General features: G+C 63.6%; 17 protein-coding genes. 3 read left to right on the top strand and 14 right to left on the bottom strand.

Annotated elements, in window-relative coordinates; genetic code table 11:
• Positions 1–606: 606 nt before the first annotated feature.
• The 5 genes from CHB99_RS21610 to CHB99_RS21590 form a co-directional block, all read right to left on the bottom strand.
• Positions 607–1,323 carry an ABC transporter ATP-binding protein gene (locus CHB99_RS21610; RefSeq protein WP_042120259.1) on the bottom strand — a complete coding sequence of 239 codons (717 nt, stop codon included), beginning with the start codon at positions 1,321–1,323 and terminating at the stop codon, positions 607–609.
• Positions 1,320–2,195 carry an ATP-binding cassette domain-containing protein gene (locus tag CHB99_RS21605; protein WP_042120261.1) on the bottom strand — a complete coding sequence of 292 codons (876 nt, stop codon included), beginning with the start codon at positions 2,193–2,195 and terminating at the stop codon, positions 1,320–1,322. Before CHB99_RS21605 ends, CHB99_RS21610 begins: the two co-directional genes overlap by 4 nt.
• Entirely contained in the window at positions 2,192–3,481 is a 1,290-nt protein-coding gene (livM, locus tag CHB99_RS21600) for a high-affinity branched-chain amino acid ABC transporter permease LivM (RefSeq protein WP_042120263.1), read from the bottom strand. Before livM ends, CHB99_RS21605 begins: the two co-directional genes overlap by 4 nt.
• 2 nt (positions 3,482–3,483) lie before the next feature.
• Positions 3,484–4,398: an ABC transporter permease subunit gene (locus CHB99_RS21595; RefSeq protein WP_042120264.1), complete on the bottom strand. Its 915-nt coding sequence runs from the start codon at positions 4,396–4,398 to the stop codon at positions 3,484–3,486.
• 155 nt (positions 4,399–4,553) lie between these two features.
• On the bottom strand, positions 4,554–5,690 hold the full coding sequence (locus CHB99_RS21590) for a branched-chain amino acid ABC transporter substrate-binding protein (protein ID WP_042120265.1): 1,137 nt from the start codon (positions 5,688–5,690) through the stop codon (positions 4,554–4,556).
• Positions 5,691–6,152: 462 nt separating this feature from the next.
• On the opposite strand from CHB99_RS21590, the gene pncB reads away from it, so the two are divergent.
• A complete protein-coding gene (gene pncB, locus CHB99_RS21585) occupies positions 6,153–7,358 on the top strand; it encodes a nicotinate phosphoribosyltransferase (protein ID WP_042120266.1) in 1,206 nt (401 codons plus the stop codon).
• A 3-nt stretch (positions 7,359–7,361) separates the two neighbouring features.
• On the top strand, positions 7,362–8,189 hold the full coding sequence (gene nadE, locus CHB99_RS21580; protein ID WP_042120268.1) for an NAD(+) synthase: 828 nt from the start codon (positions 7,362–7,364) through the stop codon (positions 8,187–8,189).
• 77 nt (positions 8,190–8,266) lie between these two features.
• On the opposite strand, the gene azu is transcribed toward nadE, so the two are convergent.
• Positions 8,267–8,713 (bottom strand): azurin, encoded by a 447-nt coding sequence (gene azu, locus CHB99_RS21575; protein ID WP_042120269.1) that lies wholly within the window; start codon positions 8,711–8,713, stop codon positions 8,267–8,269.
• A gap of 349 nt (positions 8,714–9,062) precedes the next feature.
• On the opposite strand from azu, the gene CHB99_RS21570 reads away from it, so the two are divergent.
• A complete protein-coding gene (locus tag CHB99_RS21570) occupies positions 9,063–9,650 on the top strand; it encodes a cytokinin riboside 5'-monophosphate phosphoribohydrolase (RefSeq protein WP_042120270.1) in 588 nt (195 codons plus the stop codon).
• Here the strand turns inward: CHB99_RS21570 and CHB99_RS21565 are convergent.
• From CHB99_RS21565 to CHB99_RS21530, 8 genes are all read right to left on the bottom strand, one after another.
• Positions 9,635–10,537: a transglutaminase family protein gene (locus CHB99_RS21565; RefSeq protein ID WP_042120272.1), complete on the bottom strand. Its 903-nt coding sequence runs from the start codon at positions 10,535–10,537 to the stop codon at positions 9,635–9,637. The genes CHB99_RS21570 and CHB99_RS21565 overlap by 16 nt on opposite strands.
• Positions 10,537–13,002: a circularly permuted type 2 ATP-grasp protein gene (locus CHB99_RS21560; RefSeq protein WP_042120649.1), complete on the bottom strand. Its 2,466-nt coding sequence runs from the start codon at positions 13,000–13,002 to the stop codon at positions 10,537–10,539. The genes CHB99_RS21565 and CHB99_RS21560 overlap by 1 nt, the downstream gene beginning before the upstream one ends.
• A gap of 248 nt (positions 13,003–13,250) precedes the next feature.
• Complete coding sequence (locus CHB99_RS21555; RefSeq protein WP_042120274.1) at positions 13,251–15,554, bottom strand: YgiQ family radical SAM protein; 2,304 nt, start codon at positions 15,552–15,554, stop codon at positions 13,251–13,253.
• 106 nt (positions 15,555–15,660) lie between these two features.
• A complete protein-coding gene (dnaB, locus tag CHB99_RS21550; protein WP_042120275.1) occupies positions 15,661–17,058 on the bottom strand; it encodes a replicative DNA helicase in 1,398 nt (465 codons plus the stop codon).
• A 110-nt stretch (positions 17,059–17,168) separates the two neighbouring features.
• A complete protein-coding gene (gene rplI / locus CHB99_RS21545) occupies positions 17,169–17,615 on the bottom strand; it encodes a 50S ribosomal protein L9 (RefSeq protein WP_042120276.1) in 447 nt (148 codons plus the stop codon).
• Between the two features lie 21 nt (positions 17,616–17,636).
• The gene (locus CHB99_RS21540; protein ID WP_042120278.1) at positions 17,637–18,533 is read right to left on the bottom strand and encodes a YybS family protein; all 897 of its coding nucleotides are present in this window, start codon (positions 18,531–18,533) and stop codon (positions 17,637–17,639) included.
• Between the two features lie 36 nt (positions 18,534–18,569).
• Complete coding sequence (gene rpsR, locus CHB99_RS21535; RefSeq protein ID WP_009403887.1) at positions 18,570–18,800, bottom strand: 30S ribosomal protein S18; 231 nt, start codon at positions 18,798–18,800, stop codon at positions 18,570–18,572.
• A 28-nt stretch (positions 18,801–18,828) separates the two neighbouring features.
• On the bottom strand, positions 18,829–19,053 hold a 225-nt coding region (locus CHB99_RS21530; RefSeq protein WP_428977850.1), incomplete at its 5' end, for a 30S ribosomal protein S6.

The following is a 19,053-nucleotide window of genomic DNA, read 5'->3' as shown; positions in this document are numbered from 1 at the left end:
ACTGACCTGGCCATGCCGCCAATGCACGCGTTCATCGGCTGTCGCCGGCCTGGGGATAATCCTGGTACTGGCGCAACGCCTGTAATTTCGCTGCCTGGCCGTGTCTTTCCAATGCTTGCCCACAGAGTTATCCACAGGCTTTCAATGCTCTTTGAAATGCGCTTCATTGCACAACTTCAAACTTGACAAATACGCAAAGCGGGTCTTTCAAAGTTGCTGTTCAAAAATTGAACAACACTCTGCAAGCCACGTTCTACAAGGGCTCCAGACAAATACCACCAAGTTACCCACAATCGCTTCCACATCATCCGTGGACAACTTCAACACTACGAAAAACAACTGCTTACAGCGACTTTCTGCCGCATCGCAAGCAGCACTTTCGCTAACTTTTCCACATTTCTGTGGACAACCCTGTGATCAACAGCGGACGCAGGCGAGGATCGCAGGGGTGAGCAGGGAGCGGTGGGGATTCTTGTGCAGCGTCGAGGCGGTAAGACAGGGTCCGACTGGGGATAAGTCGAGGGAGCTCCCATGGAGCTTGGGACCGCTTTGCGGTCCTTCGCGACGGTTCGGCGCGAAGGGCCGCAAAGCGGCCCCCAATGGCTATCAGTGCCCGCCCAGATAGGCGTTGCGCACCTCCTCGTTCACCAGCAACTCCTGCCCCGTGCCGGTCATGCGGATCTGCCCGTTGACCATCACATAAGCCCGGTCCGACAGCTTCAGCGCATGGTTGGCGTTCTGCTCGACGAGGAAGATGGTCATGCCGCTCTGCGCCAGCTCGCGCAGGGTGGAGAAGATCTGCTTGACCACGATCGGCGCCAGCCCCAGCGACGGCTCGTCCAGCAGCAGCAGCTTCGGTCGGCTCATCAGCGCCCGGGCGATGGCGAGCATCTGCTGCTCGCCGCCGGACATGGTCATGGCCCGCTGGTTGCGCCGTTCCTTGAGCCGCGGGAACAGCTCGTACATGCGCTGCATGTCCTCGTCGGCATGCTGGTCGCCGATGGGGATGGTGCCCATCATCAGGTTTTCCTCGACGCTCATGTCGGGGAACACCCGCCGTCCTTCCGGCGACTGGGCGATGCCGTTGGAGGCAATGTAGTGCGAGGACTTGTGAGTGATATCGGTGCCGCGATAGAGGATCTTCCCGCCCGCCGCCCGCGGCTGGCCGAAGATCGACATCAGCAGGGTCGACTTGCCGGCGCCGTTGGCGCCGATCAGGCTGACCGTCTCGCCCTCTTCGATGTGCATCGAGACTTTCTTCAGTGCCTGGATCGGTCCGTAGAACACGTCCAGATCCTGCAGTTCGAGAATGGGTGCGCTCATACCAGCTCCTCTTCGTCAGCACCCAGGTAGGCGGCGATCACGGTCGGGTTGTTGCGGATGTCCTGCGGCTTGCCTTCGGCGATGACGTTGCCGTGGTCGAGCACCACGATATGGTCGGAAATGCTCATGACCATGCCCATGTCGTGTTCGATCAGCACCACGGTGATGTCGTGCTCGTCGCGCAGCACGCGAATCATCCGGCTCAGGGCCTCGGTCTCCTGCGGGTTGAGACCGGCGGCCGGCTCGTCGAGGCAGATGATCTTCGGCCGCGTGCACATGGCCCGGGCGATTTCCAGGCGGCGCTGCTGACCATACGACAGCTCGCCGGCGAGGCGGTTGGCGCAGTCCACCAGGTCCACCACTTCCAGCCAGTAGAAGGCATGGTCGAGGGCGTCGCTTTCCGCCTTGCGGTAGGCCTTGGTGTTGAGCACGCCAGCCAGCAGGTTGCGGTTGACCCACATGTGCTGGGCCACCAGCAGGTTCTCCACCACGGACATTTCCCGGAACAGGCGGATGTTCTGGAAGGTCCGCGCCAGACCCGCGCGGTTGACCAGGTGGGTACCGCCGAACATCTTGTAGCGCAGACGGCTGGCGAAACGACCCGGCGAGAGGAAGTCACCGAACTGGAAGCGTTCGCCGAGCAGCTGGATCACGTTGGTGCGCGAACCGCGCACGTTCAGTTCGATCTTGCCTCCACTGGCCTTGTAGAACCCGGTGAGGCAGTTGAACACGGTGGTCTTGCCGGCGCCGTTGGGGCCGATCAGGGCGAAGATGTCGTTGCGTTTGACCTTCAGGCTGACGTCGCTCAGCGCCTTGATCCCGCCGAACTGCATCATCAGGTTATCCACAGACAGAATCACGTCGTCGCTCATGGCGCCACTCCTTTACGCGGGACTACACCGGCACGGCTGATACGGATCAGCCCGCGCGGTCGCCAGATCATCATCACCACCATGAGCACGCCGAACAGCAGCACGCGGTACTCGGAGAAGCTGCGCAGCAGTTCCGGCGCCACGGTCAGGACGAACGCGGCGATCACCACGCCGACGGTCGAGCCCATGCCGCCCAGAACCACGATGGCAAGGATCAGCGCCGACTCGAAGAAGGTGAACGACGACGGGTTGACGAAGCCCTGGTAGCTGGCGAAGAACACCCCGGCCAGGCCGGCGGTGGACGCACCCAGGGTGAATGCCGAGAGTTTCACCAGCACATGGTTGAGGCCCATGGAACGACAGGCGATCTCGTCCTCGCGCAGCGCTTCCCAGGCCCGGCCGACCGGCATGCGGGTCAGCCGGTGCTTGATGTACAGCACCGCCAGCACGACGAGGAACAGCACCGCGTAGATGAACACGAACTTGAGGTTGGGGTTGTAATCGAAGCCGAAGAACTCGTGGATCGGCACCCCGCCGTCCTTGGCCCGACGGCCGAACTCCAGGCCGAAGATGGTCGGCGACGGCACCGGCATGCCGTTCGGACCGCCGGTGAAGGACAGCCAGTTGTTCAGCACCAAGCGGATGATTTCACCGAAGCCCAGGGTCACGATCGCCAGGTAGTCGCCGTGCATGCGCAACACCGGGAAGCCGAGTATGCACCCCGCCAGCGCCGCCGCGATGGCCGCCAGCGGCAGCACCGTCCAGAAGCCCAGGCCGAGGTACTGGTAGCCCAGCGCCAGGCCGTAGGCGCCAATGGCGTAGAACGCCACGTAACCGAGGTCGAGCAGACCGGCCAGGCCCACCACGATGTTCAACCCGAGGCCCAGCAGCACGTAGATCAGGCCGAGGATGACCACCGTCAGCAGGTACTTGTTGGCGAAGATCGGGAAGACGATGGCGATGACGATCAGCGCCGGGATGATGTAGCGCAGGCGCGACTTGTAGTCCGGCGCCCGCACGTGGACACCCGAGCCACCGCTTTCGAAGCCGCTGAGCATGCGCTGGCCGGCGGCGGTCTGCAGGAACAGGCTGATGACCAGGCGCCCCGCCATCACTCCGCCGACCAGCCAGGCGACGCGGGTCGGCTCGGCGTTGAAATCGTAGCCATCGAGGACCACGCCCACCACCGGGCCGAACACGATCAGGGCGAGCAGGCCGGCGACGATGGTTTCCAGCAGGGTGCGTTTGATATCGAAACCGGAAGAAGCAGTTTTGGCAGTGGACATGTTCACACCTTAGCCACGAGCGGGCGACCCAGCAGGCCCTGGGGACGGAAGATCAGGATCAGCACCAGCAGCGAGAAGCTGAACACGTCCTTGTAGTCGGAGTTGACCAGGCCGGCGAACAGCGATTCGGAGATACCCAGCACGATCCCCCCGAGCATGGCCCCGGGCAGCGAGCCGATGCCGCCGAGCACCGCGGCGGTGAACGCCTTGATGCCGATGATGAAGCCCGCGTAGAAGTCGAAGGTGCCGTAGTTCATGGTGATCAGCACGCCGGCCAGCGCGGCCATCACCGCACCGATGACGAACACGTAGGAAATCACCCGGTCGGTGTTGATCCCCAGGATCGAGGCCATCTTGCGGTCCTGCTGGGTGGCGCGGCACATGCGGCCGAGCTTGGTGTACTTGATCACGTAGGTGAGCAGGGCCATGCCGGCGAACGCGGCGATGAGGATGAAGATCTTGGTGTAGGTCAGTTGCACGAAGCCGGTGCCGACTTCGAAGCGCCACGCACCTTCGAGCAGGGTCGGCACGCCTTGCTGGCGGGCGCCCTGGCTGATCTGCGCGTAGTTCTGCAGGATCAGCGAGATACCGATGGCGCTGATCAGCGGTGCCAGGCGGGTGGAGTTGCGCAGGGGCTTGTAGGCGATGCGTTCGATGGTGAAGCCGTAGACCCCGGTGACGACGATGGTGAACAACAGCGTTCCCAGCATCAGCAGCGGAAAGGACTCAATACCGAAATAGGCCAGCAATGCCAGGCTGATCGCCGCCAGGTAAGCGGAGATCATATACACCTCGCCGTGCGCGAAGTTGATCATGCCGATGATGCCATAGACCATTGTGTAGCCGATGGCGATCAGACCATAGACGGACCCGAGGGTCAGTCCATTGATCAGTTGCTGCAGGAAAATTCCATCCATAACGCAATCTCACGTATTTGAGATTGCACAAGCGCCGACTACGGCGGGCCCCGGATGAAGCGGCCCTCGCAGCGCAGGATTGTGCAGATCTACGAGAAGGGACAGCAGAACCGGGCAACGGCCCGGGCGTTGGCAGCCCGGGCCGAATGCCATTGTTATTTTTGTTTTTCCAGTTGGTGATATTTGCCGTTGGCGTCCCACTGGTAGACCACGTAGTCGGAGACGGTCAGGTCGCCCTTGCCGTCCCACTTCTTCTCGCCCATCACGGTTTTCACCGGGTTGGCCTTGAGCCACTTGGCGGCGTCTTCGCCCTTGTTCGACTTGGCGCCCTCGAAGGCGGCGGCCAGGGCCTGGACCGAGGCATAGGCATACAGGGTGTAGCCTTCCGGCTCGGTGCCGCCCTTGCGGAACTGCTCCACGACTTCCTTGCTGTCCGGCAGCAGGCGCGGGTCGGCGCCGAAGGTCATGTACACGCCGTTGGTGTACTGCGCACCGCCAGCGGTGGCCACCAGTTCGTCGGTGACGATACCGTCATCGGACATGAACGGAATGTCCTTCAGGCCCTGCTCGCGCAGTTGGCGCACCAGCGGACCGGCTTCCGGATGCAGGCCGCCGAAGTAGACGACGTCGGCACCGGCGGCGCGAATCTTGGTGACCACCGCGCTGAAGTCCTTCTCGCCACGGGTCAGGCCTTCGTACAGCACCGGCTTCACGCCGCGTTTCTCCAGCTGTGCCTTGGTCGCGTCGGCGAGGCCCTGGCCGTAGGTGTCCTTGTCGTGGAGAACCACGACCTTCTTGCCCTTGAGCACGTCGACGATGTAGTCGCCGGCGACGATGCCCTGCTGGTCGTCACGCCCGCACATGCGGAACATGGCGCCGAGGCCACGCTCGGTGACCTGCGGGTTGGTCGAGCCTGGGGTGATGGCGATCACGCCCGCTTCGTCATAGACCTCGGACGCCGGGATGGTCGAAGACGAGCAGAAGTGGCCTACCACGCCCGCTACCTTGTCCTGGTCCACCAGACGGTTGGCCACCGCCACGGCCTGCTTCGGCTCGCAGGCATCGTCGCCCTTGACCAGGACGATCTTCTCGCCGTTCACCCCACCCTTGGCGTTGATCACATCGGCCGCGGCCTGGGCACCCTTCATGTACTGTTCGCCGAACGCTGCGTTGGCACCGGTCATCGGGCCCGCGACGCCGATCTTCAGATCGGCCTGGACATACGAAGAAACGCCCAGCGCCGTGGCTACGGCGAGAGCGAGAAAGCCTTTCTTGTAAAACGTCTGCGACATGTGGTGGTGCTCCTGATGTTTTTTTGATTGGCACTACGACTTCAGCAACTTGTTTCAGCCATTTGCTCCGAGCAAGGGCCGTGCCATAGGTTTTTCATTCGAAAAAAACTCGCACCAGGGTTCGCCGGCAGGCGGCCATGGTCATTCTTTCCGGGTCGTGCAACCACGAACCAGACATAAAGCGCCACCTTCCGCTTGAGGAAGGCGCAACCAAGACATGCCATCATTGCAACCCCGATGCGTGTTTACGTGCAACCGACCTGTAACAGCATGCGTAACGGAACTGCACATCCGTGGTGCGCGACTGCTACAGCAAGCACCATAAGAGGCTAGACCGCGTTGGAGAAATCGCCGCTATATGTAGTCTGCTACCGAATGACTCGCGAGACGCGAGCCACCCCGGAGCAGAAACGCTGGCACAATGAACAGCCTTGATGGCACCCGCCGGAACTGGAGCCTTATATGAGCGAAAGCGCCTTCGCCGACCGCATCGTGCAGAGCCTGCTGGACACCGACTTCTACAAGCTGACGATGATGCAGGCCGTGCTGCACAACTACCCCAACGTCGACGTCGAATGGGAATTCCGCTGCCGCAACGGGGAAGACCTGCGCCCCTATCTGGGGCAGATCCGTGCCGAGGTCGAGCGCCTCGCCGACATGAACATCAGCGACGAGCAACTGGGCTTTCTCGAGAAGATCAGCTTCATGAAGCCGGACTTCCTGCGCTTTCTCGGCCTGTTCCGCTTCAACCTGCGCTACCTGAAGATGGGTATCGAAAACGACCAGTTCTACCTGCGCCTGCACGGTCCCTGGCTGCATGTGATCCTGTTCGAGGTGCCGCTGCTGGCCATCATCAGCGAGGTGCGCAACCGCAATCGTTATCCACAGGTGCGCCTGGAGCAGGCCCGCGAACAGCTGCTGCGCAAGTTCGACTGGCTGCGGGCCAATGCCAGCGACGATGAGCTGGCCGAGCTGCAGGTGGCCGACTTCGGCACCCGCCGGCGCTTTTCCTACGGCGTCCAGGAAACCGTGGTCAAGGTGCTCGCGGCCGAGTTTCCGGCACGCTTCGTCGGCACCAGCAACGTGCACCTGGCATGGAAACTGGATATCAAGCCGCTGGGCACCATGGCCCATGAATGGATCATGGCCCACCAGCAGCTCGGCCCGCGCCTGATCGACAGCCAGATCGCCGCCCTCGACTGCTGGGTCCGCGAATACCGCGGCCTGCTCGGCATCGCCCTGACCGACTGCATCACCATGGATGCCTTCCTGCGCGATTTCGATCTGTACTTCGCCAAGCTGTTCGACGGCCTGCGCCACGACTCCGGCGATCCGGTCATCTGGGCGGAAAAGGCCATCGCCCACTACCGCAAGCTCGGAATCGACCCGATGACCAAGACCCTGGTGTTTTCCGATGGTCTCAACCTGACCCGCTCACTGGAAATCTTCCGGGCGCTGCGCGGACGCATCAATGTCAGCTTCGGCATCGGCACCAACCTCACCTGCGACATCCCCGGAGTGGCGCCGATGAGCATCGTGCTTAAAATGACCGACTGTAACGGCCAGCCGGTGGCGAAGATCTCCGACGAGGCCGCCAAGACCCAGTGCCGCGACCCGAATTTCGTCTCTTACCTGCGTCACGTTTTCCAAGTTCCCAGCGAGGAGTAACCCATGCAAGCCGTCCAGCGAGAGATCGCGCAGCAGCTCAAGGTCCAGCCGCCGTTCGCCGACCGCGCCGAGCTCGACGCCGAAGTCACCCGGCGCGTCGCCTTCATCCAGCAGTGCCTGAAGAATGCCGGGCTCAAGACCCTGGTCCTGGGCATCAGTGGCGGCGTCGATTCGCTGACCGCGGCACTGCTGGCCCAGCGGGCGATCAACGAACTGCGCCAGCAGAGCGGTGACGAGCAGTACCGGTTCATCGCCGTGCGCCTGCCCTACCACGTACAGCACGACGAACACGATGCCCAGGCCTGCATCGATTTCATCCAGCCGGACGAGTGCCACACAGTCAACATCGCCCCGGCGGTGCGCGCCCTGGCGGCCGAGGTCAAGGCACTGGAAGATGGCAAGCCGGCCATGGTCGATTTCGTCGTCGGCAACACCAAGGCGCGCATGCGCATGGTGGCCCAGTACACCATCGCCGGCGCTCGCGCCGGCCTGGTGATCGGCACCGACCATGCCGCCGAGGCGGTGATGGGGTTCTTCACCAAGTTCGGTGACGGCTCCTGCGACCTGGCCCCCCTGAGCGGCCTGGTGAAGAATCAGGTACGAGCCATCGCGCGCAGCTTCGGCGCCCCGGAATCACTGGTGGAGAAGGTGCCGACCGCCGACCTCGAAGACCTGGCCCCGGGCAAGCCGGACGAGGCTTCGCATGGCATGACCTACGCGCAGATCGATGCGTTCCTGCATGGCGAGCCAGTGAGCGAGGAAGCGTTCGAAATCATCAAGCGGACGTACGAAAAGACGCAGCACAAGCGGGAAATGCCGTTCGCGCCGTAAGAAAGAAAAGCATCGCTGGCAAGCCCCCATGAGGCCGGTTTACGCCGGACCTCGTGGGAGCTGACCAATCGCAGCGATTACTTCAGAACGATGGTGCCCTTCATCATGGCGATATGGCCTGGGAAGGAGCAGAAGAAGCCGTAGGATTCACCGGCGGCCAGCTTGGACACGTCGAAGCTCACCGAGTCGGACTCGCCACCACCGATCAGCTTGGTGTGGGCGACGATGCGGGCATCGCTGGCATCCAGGTAGTCGGCGGCAACGCCCTTGCCCATGCCGGCGGTGGCAACGGCCTGCTCATCGGCAGCCTTGGTGATCACCAGGTTGTGGCCCATGACGTTCTTCGGCAGCTTGCCGACATGCTTCAGCTCGACGGTGAACTGCTTGCAGCTCTTGTCGATGGCGATTTCCTTGGTGTTGAAGGTCATCTGGTCGGTGGACTCGACAGTGACCTTGCAGTCGGCGGCCATTACCTGGGCACTGGCAACGGTCAGCAGGGACACGGCAACGAATTTGGCAAACATCGTGAATCTCCATGACAGGTTTTTTATTGAAATCAGACTGCCCCATCCCGCGCTTCGCGCTGCTGATGTGGGTCAAGGATAAGACCCTGATCGGGCAGTGAAATTCTTCTATGGCATTCATCAATACAAACAACGTGCCACATCATGCCCGCATGTAGGACGATGAGACAACCTCTCATTTAGGAGTAGTCCGACATGTCCCTAAGTAATTTCATGCAAAGCCTGCTCGCCGCCTATGCCTGCGGCGCCAGCGGAACCGCCTGCGAGTTCTCCCGTCCGGAGTGACAGAGGGCTTGGAAGACCCGCCCCATGTCCGTACCCTGTGGCCGTTTTCGACCTGGAGAAAGACATGTCTCTACGTTCCGTTTGTGTGTTCTGTGGTGCCAGCAACGGCGTCAGCCCGGTCTACCGCGAAGCCGCCGTCGCCCTCGGCCAAGCCATCGCCCGGCGCGGCCTGACCCTGGTCTACGGCGGTGGCGCCGTGGGCCTGATGGGCATCGTCGCCGATGCCGCGCTGGCCGCCGGCGGTGAAGTGATCGGGATCATCCCGGTCAGCCTGCAACGCGCCGAGATCGCCCATCCCGGCCTGACCCGCCTGGAAGTGGTCGACGGCATGCACGCGCGCAAGGCGCGCATGGCCGAACTGGCCGATGCCTTCATCGCCCTGCCTGGTGGCCTCGGCACCCTGGAAGAACTCTTCGAAGTGTGGACCTGGGGCCAGCTCGGCTACCACGGCAAGCCACTGGGCCTGCTGGAGGTGAACGGCTTCTACGAAAAACTCACCGGTTTTCTCGACCATGTGGTCGACGAGGGCTTCGTCCGCCCGCATCACCGCGCGATGCTGCAGGTCGACGCCGCGCCGGATGCCCTGCTCGATGCCCTGGACGCCTGGCAGCCGCTGGCAGCGCCCAAATGGAAGGATCAGCCGCCCAGCTGATCCAGCGGCAACACCGTCACCCGAACCTCCGGGTCGTGACTGCCGCCGCCGAGGATCACTCCGCGCAGCGGCGAGACATCGGCGAAGTCGCGACCCCAGCCAAGGGTGATGTGCTCCAGCGCCGGCAGCAGGTTGTTGGTGGGATCGAAATCCACCCAGCCGTGGCGCGGGCAGAACACCGAGATCCATGCATGCGAGGCATCGGCCCCGATCAGCCGGGCCTGCCCGGGCGGTGGCCGGGTCAGCAGATAGCCGCTGACATAGCGCGCCGCCAGCCCCCGCGAACGCAGGCAGGCCAGCATCAGGTGGGCGAAGTCCTGGCAGACCCCGCGACGCCGCTCCAGTACCTCCACCAGCGGTGTAGCGACCTGGGTCGCCCCGGCATCGAAGGTGAACTCGCGAAAGATCTTCTCCATCAGCGCCCGCACCGCCTCCAGCAACGGCACACCGGCGGCGAAACAGGGTTCGGAAAACTCCACGAAGCGTCTTTTCAGGCGCACGAACGGCGATTCGAAGCGATAGCGACTGGCGTCGAGCAGCGCCGCCGCCAGCGTCTGTCGCGAGTAGGCCAGGGCATCCCGCGCCTGCTCCCAGGCCGGCGAAGCCGATAGCGACGGCAGCGCACGCGACACGACCTCGATGCGTACCCGGGTACTGACCCGCAGTTCGTCATGCTGATAGTCCAGGCCCAGCCGGGTCAGGGGATTGCCGAACACATCCTGTTCGTCGCGGCGCCGGGTCGGCGTCGGCGTCACCTCCAGCAGCCGCTCCTCGCAACGCTGCCAGGGGCAATCCCGTGGCCACAGGTGGACCAGTTGCTGGGCCAGCGACACCGGGCTGGCGTAGCGATAATGGGTATCGTGAAGAATCTGGTAACGCGCACTCATCAGGCGGACACCGTCTGCTGGCTGACATCGACATGGGCGAAATGGCGCAACGCCAGGCGTTGCGCCGCGGCTTCGGCGTCTTCGGCGATCCGCTCCAGCATCGTCGCCAGCCCGTCGAGCACCGCGCTCAGGCTGGCCTCGCCGAACAGCGGATGCTCCAGGCTGCGCAGGTCGAAATGCCTGAGACGCTCCGCCAGCCCGAGCAGTTCGCTCTCCGCCGGGCTCTGCAGGCGCTCCAGCGAACGCAACAGCGAGCGCAACTGGAACAGCACGCCATGGGGGTTCTGCTCATCCAGCAGAAGCAGGTCCAGTACCGGCACCAACTGCGCCACCGCCAGGTAGCGGGAACGGTAGGTGATGCTGCTGTTGGCCAGCTCCAGCAACCACTCCAGGCCGGCCTGGTCGGTCGCCGCCGGGTCCCGCAGAAAACCAGCGAGACTGCTGCTCAAGGCGTGCAGGCGTTCGATCCGGCGGCCGGTCAGGAGAAAGCGCCAGCCCTCGTCGCGGGTCATGTCGTCGAGGGCGAAGCCGGACAGGGCCGCCAGGGACAGGATCAGGCGGTCGAGAAAATCCAGCAGTTCGCTGAAGTCCGCGGATAGGTCGTCCAGGCGCTGCGCCTCGCGCTGCAATTCGCTCAGGGCCTGCCAGTTCTCCCGCGACAACTTGCCCCGCACCTGCCCCGCCGCCCATTGCAAGCGCTGCAGACTGGCCCGCAGGCTGAAACTCCAGGCAGGGTCGAGCAAGGCCATGCGCAGGCGCGTGTCCAGGCTCCCCTCCGCGGGCAGCAGGGACAGTTCCTCGGCCAGGCGCACCGCCGCGTCCAGCGCCTGCGGCGAGTCGCCATCGAGGTAGCGCCCCAGGAGAATCCGCAGCAAGCGCGCACTGGCATCGCAGCGCTCGCAGTAACGACCGAACCAGAACAGGTTTTCCACTACCCGCGAGGGCAGATAGGGGTCGGCACGGACCAGGTCGGCCACGCCGAGCCGGCGACTGGCCTGCCATTGCTCGCCGCGGGCGGCGTGTTCGCCGAGGACCCAGGTGTCCTTGCTGGCACCGCCGCGCTGCATCGAGACCACCTCGGCATCGGCCTGCGCCGCCACCCGGGTCAGGCCGCCCGGCAGCACGCGCCAGCCATCGGCACTGGCCACGGCATAGACGCGCATGCCCACCGGTCGGTCCTTCAGGCCATCGCCCTGCCATACCGGTGCCTGGGACAGTTGCGCCAACTCCTGGGCGACGTAGGCGTAGGGCCGTGCCCTCAGCCGCGCGGCCAGCGCCTGCCGCTGGGCCGCGTCAAGGTCGCGGCCCAGCAGGGGCTGGAAGCTCTGCGAAGGGAACGCCGGTTTGAACAGCAGGTCCGGCATCTTTTCCAGCGCCTGCTCCAGCGCCGCCGGTTCGCCGCACCACCAACTGGCGATGGACGGCAGGATCAGTTCCTCACCCAGCAGGCGTCGACTGATCGCCGGCAAAAAGCCTGGCAGACCCGGCGACTCCAGCACCCCGCTGCCCAGGGCATTGGCCACCAGCACTCGGCCCTGGCGCACAGCATCCAGCAGGCCAGGCACACCCAGTGCCGAGTCGGTGCGCAGTTCCAGGGGATCGCAGAAATCGTCGTCGAGCCGGCGCAGGATCGCGTGGACCCGGCGCAGGCCGCCGAGGGTCTTGAGGTAGACCGTGCCATCACGCACCGTCAGGTCGCTGCCCTCCACCAGCGGATAGCCCAGCTGGCGGGCGAGAAACAGGTGCTCGAACCAGCTTTCGTTGAAACGCCCGGGCGTCAGCAGCACCACCAGCGGCGCTTCCCGCCCGCTCGGCGCCAGGCGCGCCAGGCTCTGCTGCAAGGTGCGGAAGAAACCGGCCAGATGCTGCACATGCAGATCCCGGTAAAGCTCGGGAAAGGCGCGGGACACCACGGTGCGGTTTTCCAGGGCGTACCCCGCGCCGGACGGTGCCTGGGTGCGGTCGGCGGTCACCCACCAGCGGCCATCCGGCCCTCGCGCCAGGTCGGCCGCGTAGAGATGCAGCCAGGTCTGCTCCGGCACCTGCAGGCCCTGGCAAGGCCAGAGGAAGTTGTTGTGTCCGAAGATCAGCTCCGCGGGCAGCAGCCCTTCGCCGATCAGTCGCTGCGGACCGTAGATATCCGCCAGCAGCGCGTTCAGCAGGCGTGCGCGCTGAGCGATGCCGCGGGCCAGCTCGGCCCATTCCGCCGTGGGGATCACCTGCGGCAGCAGGTCCAGTTCCCAGGGGCGGTCGGCGCCATCCGGGTCGGCGTAGATGTTGTAGGTGACGCCGTTTTCCCGCAGTTGGCGGTTGAGCAGGGACTGGCGCTGGCTCAGTTGCTGCGCACCGCTGCGTTGCAGATGGGCAAGCAGCTCCCGCCAGTGCGGACGCACGCGGCCATCGACGGCGAGCATTTCATGCCAGGTCGTGGCGCTTGGGTTCAGGGCATCCAGCAGGTCGGGCATCGGCGTGCTCACAGGGAAGTCATGCGCGCAAACGCGGCAAGACTTATGCCAGCAAGCAGGCCTCATGCGTGCCCCTGTAGGAGCGTGGCTTGCCCGCGAAGGACCGCGCAGCGGTCCCCATTGCAGGGTCATCGGGGACCGCGATGCGGTCCTTCGCGGGCAAGCCACGCTCCTACGGGTTTCGCCGGCGACGCACTGAGGTGGTGCGAGGAGGGAGTCATGACGGGGCACAAGCCCCGTCATGGGGCTTAGCGCGGCAACACCGGCTGGCGCTTGGTCTTGCCCTTGCCTTTGCCACCCTTGGCGGCGTCCTTGCGTGCCTTGGCCGCTTCCTGGTTGCGGGCGAAGGCGGCGGCCTTGGCTTCCTCGCGCTTGTCCCATGGCTTGGCGCCATTGCTCGCGCGCGGTGGCAGACCGGTGTGCTGGGTGAGGATCTTCTGTTCCTTGGCCACCTTGTGGCTGCCCGACGGGGTCGAGTTCTTGCGCCGGGCGCTCTGGTAGCTGTCGGTGTCCGGCTGGTGCAGCGGGATCAGCTGATTCTTGCCAGGACCGATCAGGTCGGCACGGCCCATGCGCTGCAGGGCCTCGCGCAGCATCGGCCAGCCCTTCGGATCGTGATAGCGCAGGAAGGCCTTGTGCAGGCGACGCTGCTCCTCGCTCTTGACGATGGTCACCCCCTCGCTCTTGTAGGTGACCTTGCGCAGCGGGTTCTTGCCCGAGTGGTACATGGCCGTGGCCGAGGCCATCGGCGACGGGTAGAACGCCTGCACCTGGTCGGCACGGAAGCCGTTGCCCTTGAGCCACAGGGCCAGGTTCATCATGTCTTCGTCGGTGGTGCCCGGGTGCGCGGCGATGAAGTACGGGATCAGGTACTGCTCCTTGCCCGCCTCCTTCGAGTACTTCTCGAACATGCGCTTGAAGCGGTCATAGCTGCCGATACCAGGCTTCATCATCTGGTTCAGCGGGCCTTCCTCGGTGTGCTCCGGGGCAATCTTGAGGTAGCCGCCAACGTGATGCGTGACCAGTTCGCGGACGTACTCCGGCGACTCCACGGCGAGGTCGTAGCGCAGGCCCGAGGCGATCAGGATCTTCTTCACTCCCGGCAGGGCACGGGCGCTGCGGTACAGCTTGATCAGCGACGAGTGGTCGGTGTTCAAGTTCGGGCAGATACCCGGGAACACGCAGGACGGCTTGCGGCAGTGGGTTTCGATTTCCGTGCTCTTGCAGGCGATCCGGTACATGTTCGCGGTCGGTCCGCCGAGGTCGGAAATGACGCCGGTGAAACCCGGGACCTTGTCACGGATTTCCTCGATCTCGCGAATGATCGACTCGTGGGAACGGTTCTGGATGATCCGGCCCTCGTGCTCGGTGATCGAGCAGAAGGTACAGCCGCCAAAACAGCCACGCATGATGTTCACCGAGAAACGGATCATCTCGTACGCTGGAATCCGCTCCTTGCCGTAGGCCGGATGCGGGATCCGCGCGTAGGGCATGCCGAACACGTAGTCCATTTCCTCGGTGGTCATCGGAATGGGCGGCGGGTTGAACCAGACGTCGACTTCTCCGTGCTTCTGTACCATGGCCCGTGCGTTACCCGGGTTGGTTTCCAGGTGCAGCACGCGGTTGGCATGAGCGTAGAGCACCGCGTCGTTGCGCACTTTCTCGAACGACGGCAGGCGGATCACGCTCTTTTCCCGGGTCATCCGCGGACTTTCGAGGATCTGGACCACCTTGGCCTCGTTGGGGTCCTCGACCTCGCCCTTCTGCTGCTCGATGGCGCAGGCCTGGGTGTCCTGGGTGTTGACGTAGGGGTTGATGATCTTGTCGACCTTGCCCGGACGGTCGATGCGGGTCGAGTCGATCTCGTACCAGCCCTGCGGGGTGTCGCGGCGAATGAAGGCGGTGCCGCGGATATCGGTGATTTCCTCGATGCGCTCGCCGGCGGCCAGGCGCTGGGCGATGTCCACCACGGCGCGCTCGGCGTTGCCGTAGAGAAGGATGTCGGCGCAGGCGTCGATCAGGATCGAGTGGCGCACCTTGTCCTGCCAGTAGTCATAGTGCGCGATGCGGCGCAGCGAAGCCTCGATGCCGCCGAGGACGATCGGCACATGCTTGTAGGCTTCCTTGCAGCGCTGGCTGTAGACCAGGCTGGCGCGATCCGGGCGCTTGCCGGCCAGGCCGCCGGGCGTGTAGGCGTCGTCGGAACGGATCTTCTTGTCCGCGGTGTAACGGTTGATCATCGAGTCCATGTTGCCGGCGGCGACGCCGAAGAACAGGTTCGGCTCGCCGAGCTTCATGAAGTCGTCTTTCGACTGCCAGTTCGGCTGGGCGATGATCCCGACGCGGAAGCCCTGGGCTTCGAGCAGACGGCCGATGATGGCCATGCCGAACGACGGATGGTCGACGTAGGCGTCGCCGGTCACGATGATGATGTCGCAGGAGTCCCAGCCGAGCTGATCCATCTCCTCCCTGCTCATCGGCAGGAACGGCGCTGGTCCGAAGCATTCGGCCCAGTACTTGGGATAGTCGAAGAGTGGTTTGGCTGCTTGCATGTCAGTGACCGGTTTTTTTGGGGGGCAGGAAAATCACGGGCGCGGAGAATAGCACAAAAATTGACCAATTCCGACGCTGAAGGTCGGAATTGGTCGCACGCGTTCATTACTCGTCGTCGTCGAAGTTGTAGCTGCCCGGGGCGAGGTTCTCGAAGCGTGTGTACTTGCCGATGAAGGCCAGGCGGATGAAGCCGATCGGGCCGTTCCGCTGCTTGCCGATGATGATCTCGGCAATGCCCTTGTGCTCGGTCTCCGGGTGATACACCTCGTCGCGATAGACGAACATGATCACGTCGGCGTCCTGCTCGATCGCTCCGGATTCCCGCAAGTCGGAGTTCACCGGACGCTTGTTGGGGCGCTGTTCGAGGGAGCGGTTGAGCTGCGACAGGGCGATGACCGGGCAGTTGAATTCCTTGGCCAGGGCCTTGAGCGAGCGGGAGATCTCGGAAATCTCGTTGGTCCGGTTGTCGCCGCTGGAGCCCGGGATCTGCATCAACTGCAGGTAGTCGATCATGATCATGCCGATCTCGCCGTGCTCACGCACCAGGCGCCGGGTCCGCGCGCGCATCTCCGACGGGCTGATGCCGGCGGTATCGTCGATGAACAGCTTGCGGTCGTTGAGCAGGTTGACCGCCGAGGTCAGGCGCGGCCAGTCGTCGTCGTCGAGCTGGCCGGAACGCACCTTGGTCTGGTCGATGCGCCCGAGGGACGAGAGCATACGCATGATCAGCGATTCGCCTGGCATCTCCAGGGAGTACACCAGCACCGCCTTGTCGCTGCGCAGGACGGCGTTTTCCACCAGGTTCATGGCGAAGGTGGTCTTGCCCATGGACGGACGGCCCGCGACGATGATCAGGTCGGCCGGCTGCAGGCCGCTGGTCTTCTCGTCGAGGTCGGTGTAGCCGGTGGACAGGCCAGTGATCTCGCTGTCGGAGTTGAACAGCGTGTCGATCCGGTCGATGGCCTTGGTCAGCAGTTCGTTGACCCCCACCGGGCCACCGGTCTTGGGCCGCGCTTCGGCGATCTGGAAGATCTGCCGTTCGGCCTCGTCGAGGATTTCCTCGGCGTTGCGCCCCTGCGGGTTGAAAGCGCTGTCGGCGATGTCGTTGCTGATGCTGATCAGCTGGCGCAGGGTCGAGCGCTCGCGAATGATCTGCGCATAGGCCTTGATGTTGGCCACCGACGGGGTGTTCTTCGCCAGCTCGCCGAGGTAGCCGAGGCCGCCGATCTGCGAGCTGAGGCCTTCCTTGTCCAGCTGTTCGTGAAGGGTCACCACGTCGAACGGGATGTTCTGGTCGACCAGCTTGTGGATGGCGCGGAAGATCAGGCGGTGGTCATGCCGATAGAAATCGCCGTCGGAGACTTGATCGAGCACCCGCTCCCAGGCGTTGTTGTCCAGCATCAGACCACCGAGCACGGCCTGTTCGGCCTCGATGGAATGCGGCGGCACCTTCAGCGCGGCGGTTTGCAGATCGTATTGCTCTGGGGCGGTTATCTCGTTCATGGCCACCTGGAAATCTGGGTGTTGAAAAAGACAAAGGGCACGACCTGCAATGCAGGATCGTGCCCGATGTTAACCGGCTGCCCCCGAGGGGGCCAGCAGGTTGATACAGCTTAGGCTGCGACGACGACCACGCGTACGGTGGCTTCAACGTCGCTGTGCAGGTGCACGGCTACGTCGTATTCGCCAACCTGACGGATGGTGCCGTTCGGCAGACGAACTTCAGCCTTGGCCACTTCGACGCCGGAGGCGGTCAGGGCGTCAGCGATGTCGTGGGTGCCGATCGAACCGAACAGTTTGCCTTCATCGCCAGCGGTAGCGGTGATGGTGACTTCCAGTTCAGCCAGTTGAGCAGCGCGGCTTTCAGCCGAAGCTTTCTTGTCGGCAGCTGCTTTTTCCAGCTCGGCACGACGCTCTTCGAACGCAGCCAGGTTGGCGGCGGTAGCGGAGACAGCCTTGCCGAATGGCAGCAGGAAGTTACGACCGTAGCCCGACTTGACTTTAACTTTGTCGCCCAGGTTGCCCAGGTTGGCGACTTTTTCCAGCAGGATCAGTTCCATTTGGTATAAACCTCTTAACTTTTAACCTTCACCGTTCGCGGAGCCGTTATCGGCGTCCTTGGACGCCCCGCGTCCGCGAAAATCAATCAGGCTGTCGACAATGGCCAGAACCACGAGCAACGGATAAATCAGCTGCATGAACAGCAGCAGCGTCACGTACAACCCGACCAGCCAGAACTTCGCCAGTCGCCCTTGCGCCACCAGGCCGTGCAGCACGGCCAGTCCGGCGAAGACCAGCGGGATGGTGCACAGCGGTGTCAGCATCGCCAGTTCGGTACCGAAGTTCGGTCCGACCAGGATCAGCACCAGCAGCACCAGCGCCGCCGCCAGCGGCAGTCTCACGGCGCGAAACTCGCGACCGAAGCCTCCCGGGTTATACAAAGCTGCCTGCCAGTAGCGACCCAACATCAGGGCCAGCACACTGACGGCCTGCAACAAGGCCGCGATCAGGCCGGTGAGCACCGGTGCGATCAGCCCTTCCAGGCGGCCCCGCTCTTCTACCGTGAACTTCTGGTAGATCCCGTCGAGCATCTGCGGAAGGATCTTGGCGATCTCTTGCGCGAGCATGTCGATCGGTTCGCGGAACACCGAACCCAGAACAGCGCCATACACCAGGCCCAGGGCGATGCTGGACAACAGCACCCGGTTCCAGGACTGCCCGGCGCGCAACAGCGCAGCCAGGCCCAGCGTACCCAGCAACACCATCAAGGTGCGCGGCTCGCCGAAGAACCACCAGGCCAAAGCCGGCAGCAAAGCCCAGGCAAGGACCCCGGAGGCATCCTTGAAACCGCGCCGCAGGAACACCAGGCTCCCGGCGGCGGCACTCAACCAGAACAGCAGCGGCAATGCCGCACAACCGACCACTACCAGAGTGGCCTGCACGCGACCGCGCATGATGAAATCAGCCAGGGCCCGCATGCAATTTATCCTTTGCTACTTGTCGACGACCCGGTCTCAGCGGCCGTGGCTGTCGGTGTAGGGCAGCAGGGCCAGGAAGCGGGCGCGCTTGATAGCGGTAGCCAGCTGACGCTGATAACGAGCTTTGGTACCAGTGATACGGCTTGGAACGATCTTGCCGGTTTCGGATACGTAAGCTTTCAGGGTGTTGAGATCTTTGTAATCGATCTCTTTCACGTCTTCAGCAGTGAAGCGGCAGAATTTACGACGACGGAAGAAACGTGCCATGTAATAGGCTCCTCAAAAGGTCCGTGGATTACTCGTCAGCGTTATCGCTGTTGTCGCTGTCGTTGCTGTCATCGCCTTCGGCGCTGTCAGCATGCTCAGGACGGTCACGACGCTCACGGCGCTCGCTGCGGTTTTCTTCAGCCTTCAGCATCTCGGACTGGCCGGTAACGGCTTCGTCACGACGGATGACCAGGTTACGGATCACGGCATCGTTGTAGCGGAAGTTGTCTTCCAGCTCGGCCAGGGCCTTGCC

Origin of the sequence: Pseudomonas japonica, assembly GCF_900188455.1 — a bacterium.
Lineage (GTDB): Bacteria > Pseudomonadota > Gammaproteobacteria > Pseudomonadales > Pseudomonadaceae > Aquipseudomonas > Aquipseudomonas japonica.
This window is presented reverse-complemented; position numbering and strand designations above follow the sequence as displayed.

What these genes read in the sequence shown, in the direction of transcription:
- CHB99_RS21610 (WP_042120259.1), bottom strand. Translation starts at nt 1,323, where the DNA reads ATGAGCGCACCCATTCTCGAACTGCAGGATCTGGACGTGTTCTACGGA.
- CHB99_RS21605 (WP_042120261.1), bottom strand. Translation starts at nt 2,195, where the DNA reads ATGAGCGACGACGTGATTCTGTCTGTGGATAACCTGATGATGCAGTTC.
- livM (WP_042120263.1), bottom strand. Translation starts at nt 3,481, where the DNA reads ATGTCCACTGCCAAAACTGCTTCTTCCGGTTTCGATATCAAACGCACC.
- CHB99_RS21595 (WP_042120264.1), bottom strand. Translation starts at nt 4,398, where the DNA reads ATGGATGGAATTTTCCTGCAGCAACTGATCAATGGACTGACCCTCGGG.
- CHB99_RS21590 (WP_042120265.1), bottom strand. Translation starts at nt 5,690, where the DNA reads ATGTCGCAGACGTTTTACAAGAAAGGCTTTCTCGCTCTCGCCGTAGCC.
- pncB (WP_042120266.1), top strand. Translation starts at nt 6,153, where the DNA reads ATGAGCGAAAGCGCCTTCGCCGACCGCATCGTGCAGAGCCTGCTGGAC.
- nadE (WP_042120268.1), top strand. Translation starts at nt 7,362, where the DNA reads ATGCAAGCCGTCCAGCGAGAGATCGCGCAGCAGCTCAAGGTCCAGCCG.
- azu (WP_042120269.1), bottom strand. Translation starts at nt 8,713, where the DNA reads ATGTTTGCCAAATTCGTTGCCGTGTCCCTGCTGACCGTTGCCAGTGCC.
- CHB99_RS21570 (WP_042120270.1), top strand. Translation starts at nt 9,063, where the DNA reads ATGTCTCTACGTTCCGTTTGTGTGTTCTGTGGTGCCAGCAACGGCGTC.
- CHB99_RS21565 (WP_042120272.1), bottom strand. Translation starts at nt 10,537, where the DNA reads ATGAGTGCGCGTTACCAGATTCTTCACGATACCCATTATCGCTACGCC.
- CHB99_RS21560 (WP_042120649.1), bottom strand. Translation starts at nt 13,002, where the DNA reads ATGCCCGACCTGCTGGATGCCCTGAACCCAAGCGCCACGACCTGGCAT.
- CHB99_RS21555 (WP_042120274.1), bottom strand. Translation starts at nt 15,554, where the DNA reads ATGCAAGCAGCCAAACCACTCTTCGACTATCCCAAGTACTGGGCCGAA.
- dnaB (WP_042120275.1), bottom strand. Translation starts at nt 17,058, where the DNA reads ATGAACGAGATAACCGCCCCAGAGCAATACGATCTGCAAACCGCCGCG.
- rplI (WP_042120276.1), bottom strand. Translation starts at nt 17,615, where the DNA reads ATGGAACTGATCCTGCTGGAAAAAGTCGCCAACCTGGGCAACCTGGGC.
- CHB99_RS21540 (WP_042120278.1), bottom strand. Translation starts at nt 18,533, where the DNA reads ATGCGGGCCCTGGCTGATTTCATCATGCGCGGTCGCGTGCAGGCCACT.
- rpsR (WP_009403887.1), bottom strand. Translation starts at nt 18,800, where the DNA reads ATGGCACGTTTCTTCCGTCGTCGTAAATTCTGCCGCTTCACTGCTGAA.